This window comes from Actinokineospora bangkokensis (assembly GCF_001940455.1).
Classification (GTDB): Bacteria; Actinomycetota; Actinomycetes; order Mycobacteriales; family Pseudonocardiaceae; genus Actinokineospora; species Actinokineospora bangkokensis.
This window is the reverse complement of record NZ_MKQR01000026.1, coordinates 745,809-763,083: the sequence shown is the minus strand read 5'-3', so window position 1 is coordinate 763,083 and position 17,275 is coordinate 745,809. Positions and strand designations below refer to the sequence as shown.

The 17,275-nt window shown below is 72.2% G+C and carries 15 protein-coding genes and 1 tRNA gene; 7 read left to right on the top strand and 9 right to left on the bottom strand.

Translation table 11 applies throughout. The features are described 5' to 3' along the window. Positions 1-98 precede the first annotated feature (98 nt). The 3 genes from BJP25_RS26320 to BJP25_RS26310 form a co-directional block, all read right to left on the bottom strand. Positions 99-917, bottom strand: coding sequence for a DUF1206 domain-containing protein (locus BJP25_RS26320; protein ID WP_075977635.1), 819 nt, complete (start codon positions 915-917; stop codon positions 99-101). Positions 918-996: 79 nt separating this feature from the next. Further along, positions 997-2,868: a VanW family protein gene (locus tag BJP25_RS26315; protein ID WP_075977634.1), complete on the bottom strand. Its 1,872-nt coding sequence runs from the start codon at positions 2,866-2,868 to the stop codon at positions 997-999. A 43-nt stretch (positions 2,869-2,911) separates the two neighbouring features. Continuing rightward, complete coding sequence (locus BJP25_RS26310) at positions 2,912-3,205, bottom strand: GroES family chaperonin (RefSeq protein ID WP_075977633.1); 294 nt, start codon at positions 3,203-3,205, stop codon at positions 2,912-2,914. 208 nt (positions 3,206-3,413) lie between these two features. Here BJP25_RS26310 and BJP25_RS26305 point away from each other — a divergent pair, with 208 nt between their 5' ends. Beyond that, the gene (locus tag BJP25_RS26305) at positions 3,414-3,836 is read left to right on the top strand and encodes an NUDIX domain-containing protein (protein WP_075977632.1); all 423 of its coding nucleotides are present in this window, start codon (positions 3,414-3,416) and stop codon (positions 3,834-3,836) included. A gap of 2 nt (positions 3,837-3,838) precedes the next feature. Here the strand turns inward: BJP25_RS26305 and BJP25_RS26300 are convergent, their stop codons facing one another. Further along, entirely contained in the window at positions 3,839-5,647 is a 1,809-nt protein-coding gene (locus tag BJP25_RS26300) for an NHL domain-containing thioredoxin family protein (RefSeq protein ID WP_075977631.1), read from the bottom strand. A 592-nt stretch (positions 5,648-6,239) separates the two neighbouring features. Here BJP25_RS26300 and BJP25_RS26295 point away from each other — a divergent pair. Further along, positions 6,240-7,337 (top strand): helix-turn-helix domain-containing protein, encoded by a 1,098-nt coding sequence (locus BJP25_RS26295; protein WP_075977630.1) that lies wholly within the window; start codon positions 6,240-6,242, stop codon positions 7,335-7,337. Between the two features lie 34 nt (positions 7,338-7,371). Further along, positions 7,372-7,530 carry a hypothetical protein gene (locus tag BJP25_RS34395; RefSeq protein WP_158075724.1) on the top strand — a complete coding sequence of 53 codons (159 nt, stop codon included), beginning with the start codon at positions 7,372-7,374 and terminating at the stop codon, positions 7,528-7,530. A 56-nt stretch (positions 7,531-7,586) separates the two neighbouring features. On the opposite strand, the gene BJP25_RS26285 is transcribed toward BJP25_RS34395, so the two are convergent. Beyond that, entirely contained in the window at positions 7,587-9,419 is a 1,833-nt protein-coding gene (locus BJP25_RS26285) for an acyl-CoA dehydrogenase (protein WP_075977628.1), read from the bottom strand. A 162-nt stretch (positions 9,420-9,581) separates the two neighbouring features. Continuing rightward, on the bottom strand, positions 9,582-10,310 hold the full coding sequence (locus BJP25_RS26280) for a LuxR C-terminal-related transcriptional regulator (RefSeq protein WP_075977627.1): 729 nt from the start codon (positions 10,308-10,310) through the stop codon (positions 9,582-9,584). Positions 10,311-10,689: 379 nt separating this feature from the next. Here BJP25_RS26280 and BJP25_RS26275 point away from each other — a divergent pair, with 379 nt between their 5' ends. Beyond that, positions 10,690-11,148, top strand: coding sequence for a DUF4304 domain-containing protein (locus BJP25_RS26275; protein WP_075977626.1), 459 nt, complete (start codon positions 10,690-10,692; stop codon positions 11,146-11,148). Between the two features lie 85 nt (positions 11,149-11,233). Here the strand turns inward: BJP25_RS26275 and BJP25_RS26270 are convergent. Beyond that, positions 11,234-11,307 (bottom strand) — tRNA-Gly (locus BJP25_RS26270). Between the two features lie 67 nt (positions 11,308-11,374). Here BJP25_RS26270 and dcd point away from each other — a divergent pair. Then, positions 11,375-11,956, top strand: a complete 582-nt coding sequence (gene dcd / locus BJP25_RS26265) for a dCTP deaminase (RefSeq protein WP_075977625.1) — start codon at positions 11,375-11,377, stop codon at positions 11,954-11,956. Positions 11,957-11,988: 32 nt separating this feature from the next. On the opposite strand, the gene BJP25_RS26260 is transcribed toward dcd, so the two are convergent. Next, a complete protein-coding gene (locus tag BJP25_RS26260; protein ID WP_075977624.1) occupies positions 11,989-13,164 on the bottom strand; it encodes an MFS transporter in 1,176 nt (391 codons plus the stop codon). 601 nt (positions 13,165-13,765) lie between these two features. Next, entirely contained in the window at positions 13,766-16,027 is a 2,262-nt protein-coding gene (locus BJP25_RS26255) for a (Fe-S)-binding protein (RefSeq protein WP_075977623.1), read from the bottom strand. A gap of 250 nt (positions 16,028-16,277) precedes the next feature. On the opposite strand from BJP25_RS26255, the gene BJP25_RS26250 reads away from it, so the two are divergent. Next, the gene (locus BJP25_RS26250; RefSeq protein ID WP_075977860.1) at positions 16,278-16,850 is read left to right on the top strand and encodes a TetR/AcrR family transcriptional regulator; all 573 of its coding nucleotides are present in this window, start codon (positions 16,278-16,280) and stop codon (positions 16,848-16,850) included. A gap of 119 nt (positions 16,851-16,969) precedes the next feature. Continuing rightward, on the top strand, positions 16,970-17,185 hold the full coding sequence (locus BJP25_RS33745) for a hypothetical protein (protein WP_075977622.1): 216 nt from the start codon (positions 16,970-16,972) through the stop codon (positions 17,183-17,185). The last annotated feature ends 90 nt before the right edge of the window (positions 17,186-17,275 follow it).

Below are 17,275 nucleotides of genomic sequence, written 5' to 3'. Positions count from 1 at the left end.
GCTTTGGGGGTGGGTGGGGCTTGCCTTCGGCGTTGGGGGAGGGAAAGGAAGGGCGGCGTCCTGTGTGGACGCCGCCCTTTGTGATGGGGGTGGGGTGGTCAGGTTCGGTGGGCCTTGGCGGCGGCGAGGCAGTAGGCGCCGAAGGCTGCGAAGCCGAGGGCGACGGCGATGAGGAGGGCGACGCCGAAGGGTTGGGCGGCGAGGGTGTGGAGGGCCTTGTCGAGGCCGCCTGCTTCGCCCGCGTTGGAGTCGAGGGCGGCGAAGCCGAGGAGGAGGCCGACGATGCCGACGCCGATGCCCTTGGCGATGTTGCCGACCATGCCGAGCTTCTCGACCCAGGTGCGGGAGCCGCGGGGGAGTTCGGCGGTGTCGAGGTCGTCCATGAAGGACTTGCGGATGCCGGAGACGATGCTGGCGATGCCCGCGCCGATGACGACCAGGGCGGCGATGCCGACCAGGACGCGGCCGAAGGGGAGGGCGAGCAGGCGGGCGGTGAGCTCCTGCTGCTTGGAGTCGCCGCCCTGGGCGCCGCTGCCGGAGGCGATGCGGATGGCGGCGGTGCCCAGGGACAGGCCGACCACGCCGCGGACGGCGGCGCTGATGCGCTTGAGGACGCGCTTGTGGCCCGCCTCGACCCACTGGTAGCTGAAGGCGGCCATGAGCAGCTGCCAGACGCCGAAGGCGAGCAGGCCCACGGCGAGGACCCAGAGGACCACCGCGCCGAAGGAGGTGCTCGCGACCTCGCTCAGCGCGCCGGTCTGGTCGGCCTGCTGGTCGGAGCTGCCCACGGCGACCTGGATGGCCAGGTAGGCGACCAGCAGGTACACCAGGCCGTAGCAGGCCATGCCCGCTCGGCCGAGGACCTTCACCGCGTCGTGGTCGTGCGCTGTCCTGGCGGTGCTCGTCACGCTCGCCATCGGGGGTTCCTCCTCGGGGGTTCGGCCCTGAGGAGGTTTCACCTCCGACGGCGAGCGAAACGGCGTTGGGCTGTCCGGCCTAACCTTGCGGGGCTGCCGGGGGAGCCGGGCACACGATCTTCGGCTGCGGGTTGTAGCGCACGGTGCGGGTGTCGCGGCGGACCTCCCGGCCCGACCCGGCCTCGCGCAGCACCCGCGTGTCGGAGGTGGTGAACCCGGGGGCGCCGTTGCTCGGGGAGCACTTGCCGGTCGTCGGGCCCGCCTTCTCCTGCGGCTGCGTCTCGTTCGTGCGCGCGCCCGGGATGGACTCCACGTCGTAGCGCTTGGTGCCCCAGATCTTCACCGTGATCGACCCCGACGTCCACACCGTCTGGATGGCGATGCCGGTGGGGGCGTCGTTGGTGAACTTGAGGTCGATGACGCTGCTGCCGTCGTGGTTCTGGAAGACGGTGGCCTCGCGGGCCGCCGGGTAGCGGGAGATGTAGTAGCTGTGCTCCTTGTGCCCCGCGTCCTTGAGGCCCGCGAAGTACGAGGCGTTGTACAGCGTGGTGGCGAACTGCGAGATGCCGCCGCCGACCTCGCGGCCCGGGGCGCCGTCCTTGATCACGCCCGCCTCGACGTAGCCCTGGGCGGCGGTGCGCGGGCCGGTGTGGCCGTTGAGGCTGAAGGTCTCCCCCGGCTTGACGATCGCGCCGTTGACCTCCTGCGCCACCACCCGGATGTTCGTGCCGGAGTCCGCGGCGAAGCCCTTGGTGGTGAACTCGCCGATGACCTCCTTGATCCCGAAGGCGTTGGCCTGCTCGGTGGTCACCTTGGCGGGCTTCTTGGTGTACTCGACCTTGACCTCGCGGCCCTCGGTCTTCTTGAGCACGTCGAGCAGGGTGGCGAACGCGGCCTCGTAGTTGACGCCCACGCCGTCCTGGGAGGGGGTCACGGTCGGCTTGCCGCCCTCGAACACGACCTGCGCGTCCTTGCCCTCCTTCTCCGTCTCGGCCAGCTGCGGCTGCACCGCGGCGATGACCTTGGCGGTGTCGACCTTCGCGGTCAGCCCGCCGCCGTCGGCGGGCTCGAACACCAGCGCCGAGGCGATCACGCCCGGCTCGATGGTGGCGTCCTTGCCCTCGCCCTTGACCAGCACCGGGCCGGACACGGCGGGCTTGGCGACCTCTTCGAGGGCCTGGTGCACGCCCTCCTTCGTGGTCTTCACCGGCGTGCTGTCGACGGGCAGGTCCACGGGGGTGCCGTTGGCCCAGCCCGCCACCAGCGCCGCCCGCGCGTCGTCGACCTTGAGCTGCTGGCCGGGCACCGGGTCCACGGCCACGGCCTGCCCCTCGGGGAAGCCGATGCTGCCCTCGGCCGGGGTGCGCGCGGTCTCCACCCGCAGCTGCTCCATGGCCACGGTCAGCTTGCGCTCGTCGGTGCCGGTGACCACGCCGACCTCGGTGGAGGAGAAGAACGAGGTGATCCGGGTGATCGGGTTGAACGACTGGTCGCCCGCCTGGTCGAGCGTGGCCGACCAGTCCAGGGTCAGCCCGGTCGCCGCCGGGTCGAGCTTCTGCTCGACGACGCCCGCGCGCACGGTGACCGGCTGGGTCAGCCGCGGCTCGATCCGCTCGCGCAGCGCCGTCTCGGCCTCCGCGTGCGACAGGCCGCCGACCTCGACGCCCGCCACGCTCACCCCGCGCGGCACGTTGCCCGTCGACAGGATGATGTCCAGCGCGTAGAGCACAGCCAGCCCGCCCACGACCGCCCCGGCGATCAGCAGCGGCTTGCGCTTCGACTTGGGCTTGCCCGCGGCGCCCTGCCCCGGTTCGCCCTCGGGCGGCCGGGCGGGGGAGAACTGCACGGTGGCGGCGTCGGCCGCCACGGGGCGCAGCACCTCCGTCTGCTCGGTGTGCGGGTCCGGCCAGCGCGGCGCACCCGCCCCCGGCCAGTTGTGCTCGTCGGGCACGGCTGGAAACCCTTCTCCTCAGCAGGACAGTCGCTGTGTGGCCCTACAGGTACAACCCGGTCCCGTGCTCGGTGCGCTCGCTGGCGATGGCGTGCACGTCCCGCTCCCGCATCACCAGGTAGGTCTGCCCCTGCACCTCGACCTCGGACTGGTCCTCGGCGTTGAACAGCACCCGGTCCCCCACCCGGATGTTGCGCACGTTCGTCCCCACGCCCTGCACGTCCCCCCACGCCAGCCGCCGGGCCATCTGGGCGGTGGCCGGGATCACGATGCCCCCGGAGCTGCGGCGCTCGCCGTCCTCGGCGGACAGGCGGACGAGCAGGCGGTCCTGGAGCATCTGGATCTCGAGCTTTTGTTCCGCCACCGTGGAATGGTAACCGCCCCCGATCAGCGGTCCTGCAGGTGAGTGCGCAAACCGCGCGGGGTCGCAGCCGGTGACCGCGGCGTGGGCGGGTCGTGCCCGGTAGGGGGTGGCGAGCCACCCGGCCGAGACCGGCGCGTAACCTCCGCCTCACCAGCTTGACACGGAACCAGAGGATCCCGGCATGGCACCGACCCCCACCGTCATCGATGTCCACGTCCTGCTCGTCCGGGCGGGCGCGGTGCTGCTGACCCGGGGCGCGGCGACCTGGGCCCTGCCATGCGGGCGGCCCGAGCCGGGCGAGCCCCTGCCCGACGCGGCCGCGCGCGTGGCCCGCGCCCGGCTGGGCGTCACCGCCGCCGCGGCCACCCACGTGCACACCTCGCACGTCGTCGGCTGCGGCTCGCAGTGCCGGTTGGGCGCGTTCTTCGAGGTCGACGCCTGGACGGGCACCCCGGCGGCGGACGCCGACCTGCGCTGGGCACCGCTGGACGCCCTGCCCGCGGACGTCCAGCCGTACTCGCGGTCGGGCCTGGTCGCCTACCGCCAGGGCGTCACCTTCGGCGCGTTCGACTGGGACGCGCTGACCGCCCCCGCCTTCGCCTGAACCTAGGCCTGGTCGTCCAGGCCGCCGAGCACCAGGGCCAGCCGGGCGAGCCCGCCGGCACCCACCTCGACGGGCACGCCCCAGTCCTGCCTGGTCAGGTGGCACGCGCCGTGCTCGGCGTCGTCGGTGTCGCAGCTGGCCGCCTGGGCGACGACGTGCAGCACCCCGCTGCCCACGGCGTCGGAGATGACCAGCTCGCGCCGCAGGTCCGTGCTCTCCCCGGCCCCGCTGACCAGCAGCTCCGGCGGTGAGGACGTCACCTCCAACCGGGTCGACGGGCCGAACCGGTCGTCCTGCTTCTGCCCCGGCGGCGGCGAGAACACCACGTCGAGGGTGAACGCCCCCGCGGCGATGGCGGTGGTGGGCCGCACCACCTGCCGCGCCTCCCCCACCACCTCCTGCACCGCCACGGCCGTCCGCTCCAACCGGTGCGCGGCCGAGGCGACCACCAGCAGCTCGCCGTCGACCACCACGGCCCCCGACGGCTCGGCGATCCCCGTGGCCACCGTGCTGACCTGCCCGGTCGCCGGGTCGTACCGGCGCAGCGCGCCGTTGTAGGTGTCCGCGACGACGACGCTGCCGTCCGCCAGCGCGGTCACCCCCAGCGGGTGCTCGAACAGCGCCTCCGCGGCGTCGCCGTCCCGGTGCCCGAAGTCGAACAGGCCCTTGCCCACGACGGTGTGCACCGCGCCCGCGGTGTCGAGGTAGCGCAGCGCCGACGTCTCCGCGTCCACCAGCCACAGGCGTTCGGGGGTCGCGGCGAGCCCGGAGGTCTGCGCGAAGAACGCCTCCTCCTTCGGCCCGTCCTTCAACCCCTCCACCGTCGTCCCGGCGAACCGGCTCACCTGCTCGGCCACGGGGTCGAACAGCCCGAGCGTGTGGTTGCCCGCCATCGCGACGACGACCCCGCCCGCGGGCTCCCACCAGGTGAGGTCCCACGGGCTGCTCAGGTCGACCTCGGTGGCCTTGCCGCTGGTCGGCCCGTTGCGCCACGGCTCCCCGGTCCCGGCGACGGTGGTGACCTCCCCGGTCGCGGAGTCGACCCCGCGCAGCAGGTGGTTCACCGTGTCCGCCACCACCAGGTCGTACCCGACCCTGGCCGCCACGGCCTCGGGCAGCACGGCGACCGCGGAGGGCTCGGAGAACGTCGCCGCCACCCCGTCCTGCCGCCCGCGCTCCCCCGTCCCGTAGGCCGCGAGCACCGTCTCCCCGTCCCCGCCGAGCCGCACGACCCGGTGGTGCGCGGTGTCCGCCACGACCACCGACCCGCCCACCGCCACGGCCTTCGCCGGGAACCGCAGCTCGGTGTCCTCCGGCGCGCTCGGCACGTACGGCCCGTCCCCGCGGTGCAGCGTCCCCTTCTCCTCGTGGACCCGCACCACCTCACCGATCACCCGCCGCAGCGCCTCCGCGTGCCCCTCCCCCGCGGCGATGTGCACCACGTACCCCTCGGGGTCCACCACCACCAGCGTCGGCCAGGCCTTCACCGCGTACGCCTGCCACGTCGTCAGCTCCGGGTCGTCCAGCACCGGGTGCCGCACCCCGTACCGCTCCACGGCTGCTGCCAGCGCGCCCGCGTCCGCCTCGTGCCGGAACTTCGGGGAGTGCACCCCCACCGTCACCAGGACGTCGGAGAACTCCTCCTCCACCGGCCGCAGCTCGTCGAGCACGTGCAGGCAGTTGATGCAGCAGAACGTCCAGAAGTCGAGCAGCAGCACCTTGCCCCGGAAGTCCCCCAGCCGCAGCTGCGCCCCACCGGTGTTGAGCCACCCCCGCCCCACCAGCTCGGCCGCCCGCACCCTGCCACGCATCAACGAAGTCACGCCGGGAGTCAACACCAGCCCAGCCCCCGGAAGTCCAACGTCCAAATCCTGGACACCCGGGAGTGCCGGGTGCGGGACGGCGGACCGTCCCGCACCCGGTGTGCGGGCCCTGCGGGAACAGGGACCCGGTGTCCACTGGCTCGCCCGGACCAACGGGTGACCAAAGGACGCCGTGCCACAGCGTCCCCTGCCGACCTGGGAGAAGAGAAGACGCTCACCGCGTCTGTCCGCAAACTGTCGGCCAGAGGCCCGAGCCGTCACCGCTCTATGGTGGAGGTTGGAAGCGGGGGGACAATCTTCGGATGAATCGGGACGATGTCGGATCGCTTCGGAGGATCCTGAAAATGTCGCTGGCAAGCAAAATAGCAGTTCAAGACTTCGGAAGCCGTGCTGGAGAGTCGGCGGGAAGCGATCGGGGGTTGCGACATGATCTCCCCGATGTCCACACTCTGACTTGACATGGGTGCTGGCGGCGTGCGGGAACACGTGAGACGGCAGCTTCCCGAAGTGCTCGCCCGGACCAGGAGGAGATCGACGTGGACAAGATCCCACAGGCGTGGCTGGAACGTGGTGGGTGGCGGTGAGTTGGCGTGGCCCCGACGGGGGTGCGAAGCCGCAGCTCACCCGGCTGGTCCTCGGGCTGCGCCGGATGCGCGAGCGCGCCGGGCTGACGTTGCAGCAGCTGTCGCGGGCCAGCGGGGTGCCGACGAGTTCGCTGGGTGAGGCGTTCACCGGTGCCCGGGTCCCGGCGTGGCGGGTGGTCGAGGCCGTCGTGGTGGGGTGCGGGGGTGACCTGGCCGCCGCCAAGTCCGGCTGGCGGGCCGCGGTGGCCGAGCAGGCGGGCATCACCGGCACCGGTGACCCGCAGCGGGCGACCACCGCGGCGGGCTTCGCCTCGGAGCTGCGCGCGCTGCTGCTCCGGGAGGCCGACCTGGACAGCATCCGCGCGATCGCCAAGGCGGCGAGCCGGTCGAGCTCGGCGGTCCACCGGGCGTTCGACGGCACGCGGCCGCCTCCCGTCAGCTTGCTGAAGGACCTGCTGGAGCTGTGCGGGGGCGACGGGGAGACCCTGGACCGCTGGCTGACCGCGCGCGGGCGCCTGCTCGGGGAACCCGCGCTCCCGCAACCGCCCGGTCAGCGCCCCAAGGCCGCCCCCGCGGAGCGCCGGGCGCTGAAGGCGCCGATCCCCGACCCGGAGGTCGCGTGGGCGCCGGGCAGCCACGGTGGTGGCATCGCCGTGAGCGGACCGTTCGTCCCGGCCCACATCGACCAGAAGGCGTTGGCGGCGGACCTCGCGGACCTGGCGAGGACCACCGGCGCGGGGACGCCTCACCCGCGCATCGGACCGGTGTTGCGGCTGGCCTGCGACCTGAGCCCGGCACTCGCCGCGGACGAGGCGCACTCCGCGCTGGTCGTCCGGCTCGGCGGCTGCGCCCGCTTGCTGCGGGAGCCGCAGCCCGACGTGCTGCTGGCCGCGCTCGGCATCGACCAGCCCGCGACCGCCGTCCCCGGGTTCGGCGTGCGGTTGCGCCGGGTCGCGGACCTGATCGGCGGGGACGTCGCGGACGCGGCGCGCTACGTCGACCGGGCGTTCGACAACCTTGCCGCGGTCGTGCGCAGGCAGCACCTCCTGGGCTTCTCCGAGACGTCCGGGGGTGCCCGTGGCGCCGCGGGGTGACGGCGGGGGCGGTGATCCCGCCACCGTGCCCGGTTTGATCTACCGCGTGCTGTCCAGGCCCTTGTTGCTGCTCAGCGCCGTCCTGGCGCTGGCCGCGCTGGGCGGGGTGGTTGTGCTCGTGGTCCAGCTCGTCGGGGTGACCCGGATCGGCGTCGGTCCGGTTGAAGTGGTCAGGACGACCGCGGGCCCCTGAAACGGGCTGTGGCCCCGGGGACGTCCCCGGGGCCACAGCCTTGCGTCACGCACCGATCAGAAGGCGGCCTCGTCGACCTGCATGAGGTCGTTGTCGGCGGCCTCGACGATCTTGCGGCCCGCGGAGAGCTCGGGCAGGACGTTCTTGGCGAAGAACGAGGCCACGGCGACCTTGCCCTCGTAGAACGACTTGTCCTTGCCGGTGGCGCCCGCGTCGAGGGCGGCGATGGCGACCTCGGCCTGGCGCTGCAGGAGCCAGCCGACGAGCAGGTCGCCGGTGCCCATGAGCAGGCGGACGGTGTGCTGGCCGACCTTGTTGATGCTCTGCGGGTCCTGCTGGGAGGCGGTCAGGTACTGGATCAGCGCGCCCAGGATGCCCTGCACGTCCTCCAGGGCCTGCTTGAGCAGGGCGCGCTCGTCCTTGAGCCTGCCGTTGCCGCCCTCGGCCTCGATGAAGGCGCTGATCTCGCCCGCCACGTGCGCGAGCGCCTGGCCCTTGTCGCGGATGATCTTGCGGAAGAAGAAGTCCAACGACTGGATGGCGGTGGTGCCCTCGTACAGGCTGTCGATCTTGGCGTCGCGGATGTACTGCTCGATCGGGTAGTCCTGCAGGAAGCCCGAGCCGCCCAGGGTCTGCAGCGACTGGACCAGCTGCTCGGTGGCCCGCTCGGAGCCCACGCCCTTGACGATCGGCAGCAGCAGGTCGTTGATGCTGTTGGCCAGCTTCAGCGCCGCCTCGTCGCCGTCCTGGGTCCAGATCTGGTCCTGGAAGGTCGCGGTGTACAGGTACACCGCGCGCAGGCCCTCGGCGTAGGCCTTCTGCAGCATCAGCGACCGGCGCACGTCCGGGTGGTGGGTGATGGTGACCCGCGGCGCGGTCTTGTCGAGCATGTTCGGCAGGTCGGCGCCCTGCACGCGCTCCTTGGCGTACTCCAGCGCGTTGAGGTAGCCGGTCGACAGGGTCGCGATGGCCTTGGTGCCGACCATCATCCGGGCGTACTCGATGACCTGGAACATCTGCGCGATGCCGTTGTGCACCTCGCCCAGCAGCCAGCCCACCGCGGGGGTGCCGTGCTGGCCGAAGGTCAGCTCGCAGGTGGTGGAGGCCTTGATGCCCATCTTGTGCTCGACGTTGGTGACGAAGGCGCCGTTGCGCTCGCCCAGCTCACCGGTCTTGCTGTCGAAGTGGAACTTGGGGACCAGGAACAGCGACAGGCCCTTGGTGCCCGGCCCGGCGCCCTCGGGGCGGGCCAGCACCAGGTGCATGATGTTCTCGGTCAGGTCCTGGTCGGCCGAGGTGATGAACCGCTTCACCCCGTCGATGTGCCAGGTGCCGTCGGCCTGCTGCACGGCCTTGGTGCGGCCCGCGCCGACGTCGGACCCGGCGTCGGGCTCGGTGAGCACCATGGTGGCGCCCCAGGCCCGCTCGATCATGAGCCGGGCCCAGTGCTTCTGCTCCTCGGTGCCGTTGCGGTCCACGATCATGGCGAACGCGGGGCCCGCCAGGTACATGAACAGCGGCGGGTTGGCGCCCAGGATCAGCTCGGCGGCGGCCCACTGCACGGTGGGCGGCATGCCCAGGCCACCGAGGTCGTTGTTGAGCGCCAGCCGCCACCACTCGCCGTCCCAGAGGGTCTGGAACGACTTCTTGAACGACTCGGGCAGCGTGGCGCTGAAGGTCTTGGGGTCGTACACCGGCGGGTTGCGGTCGGCGTCGGCGAACGACTCGGCCAGCGGACCCACGGCGAGCTTGTTCAGCTCGGCGAGCGCGCCGCGGGCGGTGTCCTCGTCCGAGTCGGCCAGCACGCCCTTGCCCAGGCGCTGCTGCACCCCGAAGACCTCGAAGAGGTTGAACTCGAGGTCGCGGACGTTGCTCTTGTAGTGACCCATCGTGGTTGCTCCGTGTCCCTCACGCTCGTGCGGGTAAGCCAGCCGCGAGCAGTAGCGCGCTACTCGCCGGTAACAACCAGCTTATTACCTATCAGTAACCACGGCAAGGAAAGTCGCCCGGTCAGCGGTTGCGGGCCTGTGCTTCCGGTCACGTCCGCGCGGTCACGGCTCGCTCGCCGCCCGCCGCGCCGGGGCCGGGGCGATGAGCACGCCGGACTTGAACGCCACCGCCACCGCGTGCGTGCGGTCGCGCGCCGAGAGCTTGCGCAGGATCGACTTCACGTGCGTGCGCACGGTCTCCACCGAGACGTAGAGGATCTTGGCGATCGCCTGGTTCTCCAGGCCGTCCGCGATGAGCTGGAGCACCTGGAACTCCCGGCGCGACAGCGGCTGCTGCTCGTTCTCGCCCACGTGCGCCAGCCGCGCCCGGGGGGCGGCGACGGTGGCCGCCAGCGCCGGGTCGACGTAGCGGCGGTCGCGGTGCGCGGCGTTGATCGCCTCGATCAGCTGCGGCGGCTCGGCCGAGCGCAGGATCACACCGTGCACGCCCGCGGCGATCGCCGTCGCGACGTACTGGGTGGTGCGGTGCCCGTCGCGGACGAGGATGAGCACCACCAGGTCGGTGTTGGCCCCGGTGAGGGTGTGGCTGAGGTGGTGCCGCGGGTCGAGCCCGGAGTCGATCATCACCACGTCCGGCCGGTAGCGCTCGGCGAACTGGAGCGCGCCCTGCGGGGTGTCGGTGGCGCCGAGCCAGCGCAGCCCCCTGGTCCGCAGGACCATCGCCGAGAGCCCCTCGCGGAACATCGGCACCCCGTCCACCAGGGCGATCGAGAGCCCGGGCCCCTCGCCGCCGAAGCCGCCCCCCGGCCTGGGGGTGGTGCTGCGTGGCATCAGTGGTTCCTCCCTGGGTGTCACCCGTGCGAGCTATGCGTCGCCGCCCGCGCTGCGGCGTGACGTGCAGTGTCAGGTCCCGGACCACCCAGTCGCCAAGTCACCCCTAAAGGGGAGCACGCATGTGACTCACGACACAAGCATGGTGGAGGGGGTAACCGGGACTGTCCACCGGCCACGAGGGTGATTCATCCGCAACCTCCGCCGCGTGAAAACCGTCGGTGGGGCCGACTACTCTCGACCTCGAACCCGGTGACCGATCGATCGCGTCCCGTGAGCGGGCGACCCCCGTCCCACGGCCGCGCGCCCGGCCGTCCCCGGAGCGTGTCGTGGGGGCACGCCCGGCCCAGGGGTGCCGACGAGCTGTGAGGGGGCGGCCGTGGAAGCAGGGGCGATCAGGAACGCGCACCAGTGGTTCCAGCTGATGGTGCAGACCGACCTGGGACCGGGCCTGCGCGCGCTGGGCTTCTCCGGCGAGGGCAAGCGCTTCCGGCTGGTCGGCATCGGCCAGGTCGGGGAGATCGCCATCCTGCAGACCTCGACGAAGGCCACCACCCGGTTCACCCTGGTGCTCTCGGTCAACGCCACCGGCGAGTGGGCCTCGCAGCTGCGCATCCGCCCGTACCTGCGGGCCGCGGGCCACACCGCGGGCGCCTGGCAGGAGCGCATCGGCGACCTCATGCTGGTCGGCGCGGGCGAGCCCATCGGCGACCTGTGGTGGCAGGTCGAGGCGGGCAAGCCGTTCGCGGGCACCGCCGAGGAGGTGCTGACCGCCGTGCGCGAGTTCGGCCTGCCCGCGATGCGCGCCCAGATGAGCACCCGGGCGCTCACCCGCTGAACCGCGCCGGGGCCCGCCGCGGACCCGACGACGACGGCGGCCCTGTCCCGGGTGGGACAGGGCCGCTGAGCTGCTGGAACAGCGCTGGAGCGGATGACGGGAATCGAACCCGCGTATTCAGCTTGGGAAGCTGATGTTCTACCATTGAACTACATCCGCGTGACGTGGTCAGCCTACACGGTCGGCCGCGCGGGGTGATCTCGGGGTGGGCGGTTAGGGTCGTCGCATGCTGCTCAGCGACCGCGACCTGCGCAAGGAACTCGACTCCGGCCGGCTGGCCGTGGAGCCGTTCGAGCCGCTGATGGTGCAGCCCTCCAGCGTCGACGTGCGGCTGGACCGGCACTTCCGGGTCTTCAACAACACCCGGTACACCCACATCGACCCCAGCAGGCAGCAGGACGACCTCACCTCCCCGGTCGAGGCCGAGGACGGCGAGCCGTTCGTGCTCCACCCCGGGGAGTTCGTGCTCGGCTCCACCTTCGAGGCCGTCACCCTCCCCGACGACCTGGCGGGCAGGCTGGAGGGCAAGTCCTCGCTGGGCAGGCTCGGGCTGCTCACCCACTCCACCGCGGGCTTCATCGACCCGGGGTTCACCGGCCACATCACCCTGGAGCTGTCGAACGTGGCCAACCTGCCCATCACCCTCTGGCCCGGCATGAAGATCGGCCAGCTCTGCCTCTTCCGGCTCTCCTCGGCGGCCGAGCACCCCTACGGCTCCCGGGAGGCGGGCTCGCGCTACCAGGGCCAGCGCGGTCCGACCCCCTCGCGCTCCTACCTGAACTTCCACCGCGTCGACACCCGGCGGTAGGTCAGTTCCGCCCGTGCCGTCCCGCTGCGGGCCTAATCGCCCAGGGTCTCGCCGCGCACGGGGATGACCGCAACGGCCGCCAGGGGCACGGCGGCGGCGATGACCAGGGCCCAGGCCCACCCGGTCGCGGGGATGAGGACACCGAAGACAGGGGCGACGGCCAGCGCCACCGCGTTCTGCCCGGTGTTCTGCACCCCGAGCGCGCGCCCCGCCCAGAACGGCCCGGCCTGCTCGGCGGTCGCGGTGAAGCCCAGGCCGTTGTCCGTCACCGACACCACCGTCACCAGCACCACGCCCGCCACGGCCACCCACCCCCACGCGGCGTCGCCCGCCGCCCAGATCAGCAGGGACAGCGCCACGACGAGGGCGATGGTGCGCATCGGCCGCATCCGGCTGCCCGCGCGGTCCGACCACACCCCCGCCCCGATCCGCCCGGCCGCGCCGAGCACCTGCACCACCGCCAGCGCCGCGCCCGCCGCCACCGGGTCCCACCCCTGCTCGCTCACCAGGTAGGTCAGCGCGAACGTCCCCGCCACGAACTGCGGCACCACCAGCAGCGCGCTCGCCACGTGCACCCGCCACAGCCGCGCGGTCCGGTACGGCGACCGGGTCGCCTCCACCGACTTCGCGGGCTTGCGCGGCGGGTCGACGAGCACGGCCCCCACCAGCACCGCGCACCCCAGGCACAGCGCGGCGGGCACCAGCAGCGCCACCCGGTAGTCGGCGTGCTGGGCGACCGGCGGCAGCGCGAGCGCCGCCACCCCGACCCCGATGGGCTGGCACGTCTGCCGGATCCCCATCGCCAACCCGCGCTCGGCGGGCCCGAACCACCCCAGCACCGCCCGCCCGCTCGCCGCGCTGATCGACGCGGAGAAGACCCCGGCGACCACCAGCAGCACCACGAGCGCACCCACCCCGGGCGCGAAGGACGCCCCGACCGCCGCCGCGCCCGTGCCCGTCATGCCGATCGCCATCACGACCCGCTCCCCGAACCGGTCCGCGGCCGCGCCCCACGCGATGAGCGCCACGAGGACCCCGAGGACCGGCGCGACCGTCACGCTGCCCGCCTGCGCGAGGGAGAGGTCCTCGGCGGAGCGGATGGCGGGGAGGAGGAACGGGAGGCCGTAGACGAGGCTGCTGGTCGCGGCCTGCGCGGCGACCGCGACCGCGAGGATGGCCCAGCGGTTGCGCGTGCGGGTCGTCGTCATATTGTTAACGTAGCTAAGTTATCCCGTGGTGCGGAATATGCGTCTCGCTATGTGGTCTCGGTGTGGACGGGGTGCTGGGCTTAGTGGGGGCCTGTCCTCGGGGGCCGCGAGTGTGTAACTCGGGAGGTGGCGCGTCAAGGGCGCCCTGCGGGCGTCGCTTCGCGATGGGCTTCGCCCACCCTTGACACGCCACATCCCGAGTTACGAGCGGCCGGGACTGGGTCAGGCCGGGGTCTGAGCAAAGCCCATGACCTTTTGCTCAGCTGAGCTTTGTCAGGGGGTGCCGGGGGTTTGCGAGAGCTGGGCACCATGGGTTGCGGGGTGGGCGTGGGGCTGGCCAAACGACGGCTTTAGGGATGGGCTTCGCCACGGGGCATGGGGGTGCCGGGAGGTTGGTGTGACTGGGCCGCATGGGTTGAGGGTGGGGGGCAGTGGCTGACGACGGCTTCTGCTGACTGCGGGGGCTCGCCTTCGGCTTTCGTGGGGTGAAGGGCAGCTCGTGGGGGGTGGAGGGCAAGCGAGGGCGGGGTGGGGGTGGGGGGTGGGGACAGCAGAAGGGGTGGACCTCGGCTGGCGAGGTCCACCCCTTCTGGGTGTGGTGCTAGTTGCCCGCGGTCGGGGACTTGTCCTCGTCCGGGAGGGGGGTGCCGGTGCTGGTCTGGTCGGTGGGGGTGTCGGCGGGCTCGGGCTGGCCGCGCTTGACCGCGGCGAGGATGAGCTGGGCGACGTCGACGACCTCGACGGACTCGGCGGCGAGGCCGTCGGACTGGCGGGCGGTGACGCCGTCGGTGAGCATGACGCGGCAGAAGGGGCAGCCGGTGGCGATCTTGGTGGGGGCGGTGCCCAGGGCCTCGTCGACGCGGTCGACGTTGATGCGCTTGCCGATGCGCTCTTCCATCCACATCCTGGCGCCACCGGCGCCGCAGCACATGGAGCGGTCGGCGTGGCGGGGCATCTCGCGGAGCTTGGCGCCGGAGGCGCTGACCAGCTCGCGGGGGGCCTCGTAGACCTTGTTGTGGCGGCCCAGGTAGCAGGGGTCGTGGTAGGTGACGTCCTCGGCGACCGGGGCGACCGGGACGAGGCGGCGCTCGCGGACCAGCTTGTTGAGCAGCTGGGTGTGGTGGACCACCTCGTACTTGCCGCCCAGGGCGGGGTACTCGTTGGCGATGGTGTTGAAGCAGTGGGCGCAGGTGACGACGACCTTGCGCTTGCTCGCCTCGCGGCCCTCGAAGACCGAGTTGATGACCTCGACGTTCTGCTGGGCGAGCATCTGGAACAGGAACTCGTTGCCCGCGCGGCGGGCCGGGTCACCGGTGCAGGTCTCCTCCGAGCCGAGCACCACGTAGTTCACGCCCGCGGTGTGCAGCAGCTCGGCCACCGCGCGGGTGGTCTTCTTGGCGCGGTCCTCGAACGCGCCAGCGCAGCCGACCCAGAACAGGTACTCGGTCTCCGCGGCGAGCTCGCCGTCGAACACCGGGACCTCGAAGTCCAGCTCCTCGGTCCAGGCCAGCCGGTCCTTGGCGTTCTGGCCCCAGGGGTTGCCCTTGTTCTCCAGGTTCTTGAACATGCCGCCCAGCTCGGACGGGAAGTTCGACTCGATGAGCACCTGGTAGCGGCGCATGTCGACGATGTGGTCGACGTGCTCGATGTCCACCGGGCACTGCTCGACGCACGCGCCGCAGGTGGTGCACGACCACAGCACCTCGGGGTCGATGACGCCGTTCTCCTCCGGGCCGCCGATCAGCGGGCGCTCGGACTCGGCCAGGGCCAGCACGTCGATGCCCGCGTGCGGGTTGTCGCCGGTGAGGCCGATCTCCTCGCCCATCATGTCGCGCTTGCCGCCCGCGAGCAGGTAGGGCGCCTTGGCGTAGGCGTGGTCGCGCAGCTGGGTGATGACCAGCTTCGGCGACAGCGGCTTGCCGGTGTTCCACGCCGGGCACTGCGACTGGCAGCGGCCGCACTCGGTGCAGGTGGTGAAGTCCAGCCAGCCCTTCCAGCTGAAGTCCTCGACCTTGCCCGCGCCGAACACGTCCTTCTCCGGGTCGGCCTCCTCGAAGTCGAGGGGCTTGCCGCCGGACATCATCGGCTTCATGGCGCCCAGCGCCACCCCGCCGTCGGCCTCGCGCTTGAAGTAGATGTTGAAGAACGCGCTGAACCGGTGCCAGGCCACGCCCATCGTCATGTACTTGGCGACCACGTACACCCACACCATCGCGCCCATCAGCTTGATGAACGCCAGCGCGGAGACCAGGTTCGGGCTGGCGGGCAGCAGCTCGCCGACCGGGTTCGACACGAACGCCGCCCAGGTGGGCACCTCGTGCGCGCCCATGGCCGACTTCGCCGCGCGCACGCCCAGGATGCCGATGCCCTCGAAGACCACCACGGTCTCGACGAAGTAGGCCTGCCACATGTTCGAGCCCTGGAACCGGGAGAGCCGGTCGGCGCGCCGCGGGTGGTTGCGCTGGCGGATGACCGCCAGCCACAGGCCGCCGACGATGGTGCCGACGCCCAGCACCTCCATCAGCAGGTGCCAGACGCTCCAGTGGTCGAGCACCGGCCAGCCCCAGGTCGGGACGAACACCTCGCCGTAGGCCTCGAACAGCGCCGCGGAGCCGATCAGGAAGCCCCACATCACCAGCCAGTGCGCCCAGCCCACGTGCCGGAACTTCACCATCCGCGTGTGCGCGGCGAACTCCGCGACCATGGTCTTCATCCGCGGCACGAACGGGCCGTTGCGCGTGGGGTCGGGCTGGCCGAGCTTGATCGTCTTCACGAACCCGAGGATCGTGCGGACGAACATGCTCCAGGCCACGATGCTGACCGCGACCGCGACCAGACCGAGGATCAGTTGCACGGCACCCATGGCGTGGTGACCTTCCGTCAGTTCGGTTTCGGAGGGGGACCCTACTCGCCGGTAACTCGGTTAGCGAAGCCTAAGTCGGGCAAGTGTGGTGCAGAACTCCGAACTACCTGGACGCCTGTCCAGGTACTTTCAAGCGCATGTCGGCGTTCATTGTGCTGCCCGCGCGCACCGGTTGCGACACGACATCCGCGCACCCGGCGAACTTGTCACGCCCGTGCGCGAACCCGGTGCCGCCGGGTGTGCCCCGGTGGTGACTTCGGGGTTCCGCAAGGTCGACGGCAGGCGCGCCCGCGGCGACCGCAGGCGGGCGGGCATCGTCGAGGCGGTGCTGCGCGTCGTCGAGCAGGGTGGTGTGAGCGCCGTCACCCACCGCGCGGTGGCCGCTGAGGCGGGGGTGCCGACGGCGTCGATCACCTACCACTACGCCGCGCTCGACGACCTCGTCGTCGCCGCGCTCACCCGGGCCGCCGAGGACATGGCCGCGCGCGTGCGCGACCGCATCGAGTCCAGCCGGATCAAGGGGCGCAGCCAGGCGGGCGCGGTGGCCGAGGTGCTCGCCGAGGCGCTGGGCCCGCGCCGCGGGCCGACGATGGCGACCTACGAGCTCTACCTGCTCGCCGCCCGCAGGCCCGCGCTGCGCCCGGCCGCCCGCCAGTGGCTCGACGTGCTCGCCAGCCTGGGCAGGCAGCCCGACGAGGTGGGCTACCGGGCCTTCCTGGCCGGGCTCGACGGCATCCTGGTCCAGGGGCTCATCGACGACGACCCGCCGACCGCCGCCGAGCTGCTGCCCGTCGTGGAGCACCTGCTCGCGCCGCTGCGCTGACCCCGCCGACCCCGGGTGGGGTGGGGGCAACCCCAGGGTCGACTCGGGGGCTTCCCCGGTGCCGCGCGCGGCCGGTGGTCAATAACGTCCCCCGCACACGGATCGAGGGGGATGGCGGGATGAAGCGGCTGGCGATCGGGGTCGTGGCGGGGGCCGTCGGGGCGGCCGTGCTCACCGGGTGCGGGGCCTTCCACGGGGGTGCCGCCGCCGGGGGTGCGGGCGGGCAGGTGGTGCGAGGGGTCCACCTGCTCGACGCGGGCGAGCGCGGCCCGCTGCCGGTCGACCAGCACGTCGAGCTGGCCCCCGGCGGTGGTGTGACGGTCGCCGCAGCCTGATCCGGCGCGGTCGTCCCGGGTCGGGAACAACGCGGCGCGCCTGCTCGTTGGGGCTGTCAGAAAGGTTGAGCGGCCGGGGCTCAAGTCCCG

Bases quoted from the DNA above. Each gene is read 5' to 3' on its own strand.
- BJP25_RS26280 (WP_075977627.1), bottom strand. From the start codon at position 10,310: ATGCCACGCAGCACCACCCCCAGGCCGGGGGGCGGCTTCGGCGGCGAG.
- BJP25_RS26255 (WP_075977623.1), bottom strand. From the start codon at position 16,027: ATGGGTGCCGTGCAACTGATCCTCGGTCTGGTCGCGGTCGCGGTCAGC.
- BJP25_RS26260 (WP_075977624.1), bottom strand. From the start codon at position 13,164: ATGACGACGACCCGCACGCGCAACCGCTGGGCCATCCTCGCGGTCGCG.
- BJP25_RS26320 (WP_075977635.1), bottom strand. From the start codon at position 917: ATGGCGAGCGTGACGAGCACCGCCAGGACAGCGCACGACCACGACGCG.
- BJP25_RS26300 (WP_075977631.1), bottom strand. From the start codon at position 5,647: ATGCGTGGCAGGGTGCGGGCGGCCGAGCTGGTGGGGCGGGGGTGGCTC.
- BJP25_RS33745 (WP_075977622.1), top strand. From the start codon at position 16,970: ATGAAGCGGCTGGCGATCGGGGTCGTGGCGGGGGCCGTCGGGGCGGCC.
- BJP25_RS26310 (WP_075977633.1), bottom strand. From the start codon at position 3,205: ATGCTCCAGGACCGCCTGCTCGTCCGCCTGTCCGCCGAGGACGGCGAG.
- BJP25_RS26305 (WP_075977632.1), top strand. From the start codon at position 3,414: ATGGCACCGACCCCCACCGTCATCGATGTCCACGTCCTGCTCGTCCGG.
- dcd (WP_075977625.1), top strand. From the start codon at position 11,375: ATGCTGCTCAGCGACCGCGACCTGCGCAAGGAACTCGACTCCGGCCGG.
- BJP25_RS26285 (WP_075977628.1), bottom strand. From the start codon at position 9,419: ATGGGTCACTACAAGAGCAACGTCCGCGACCTCGAGTTCAACCTCTTC.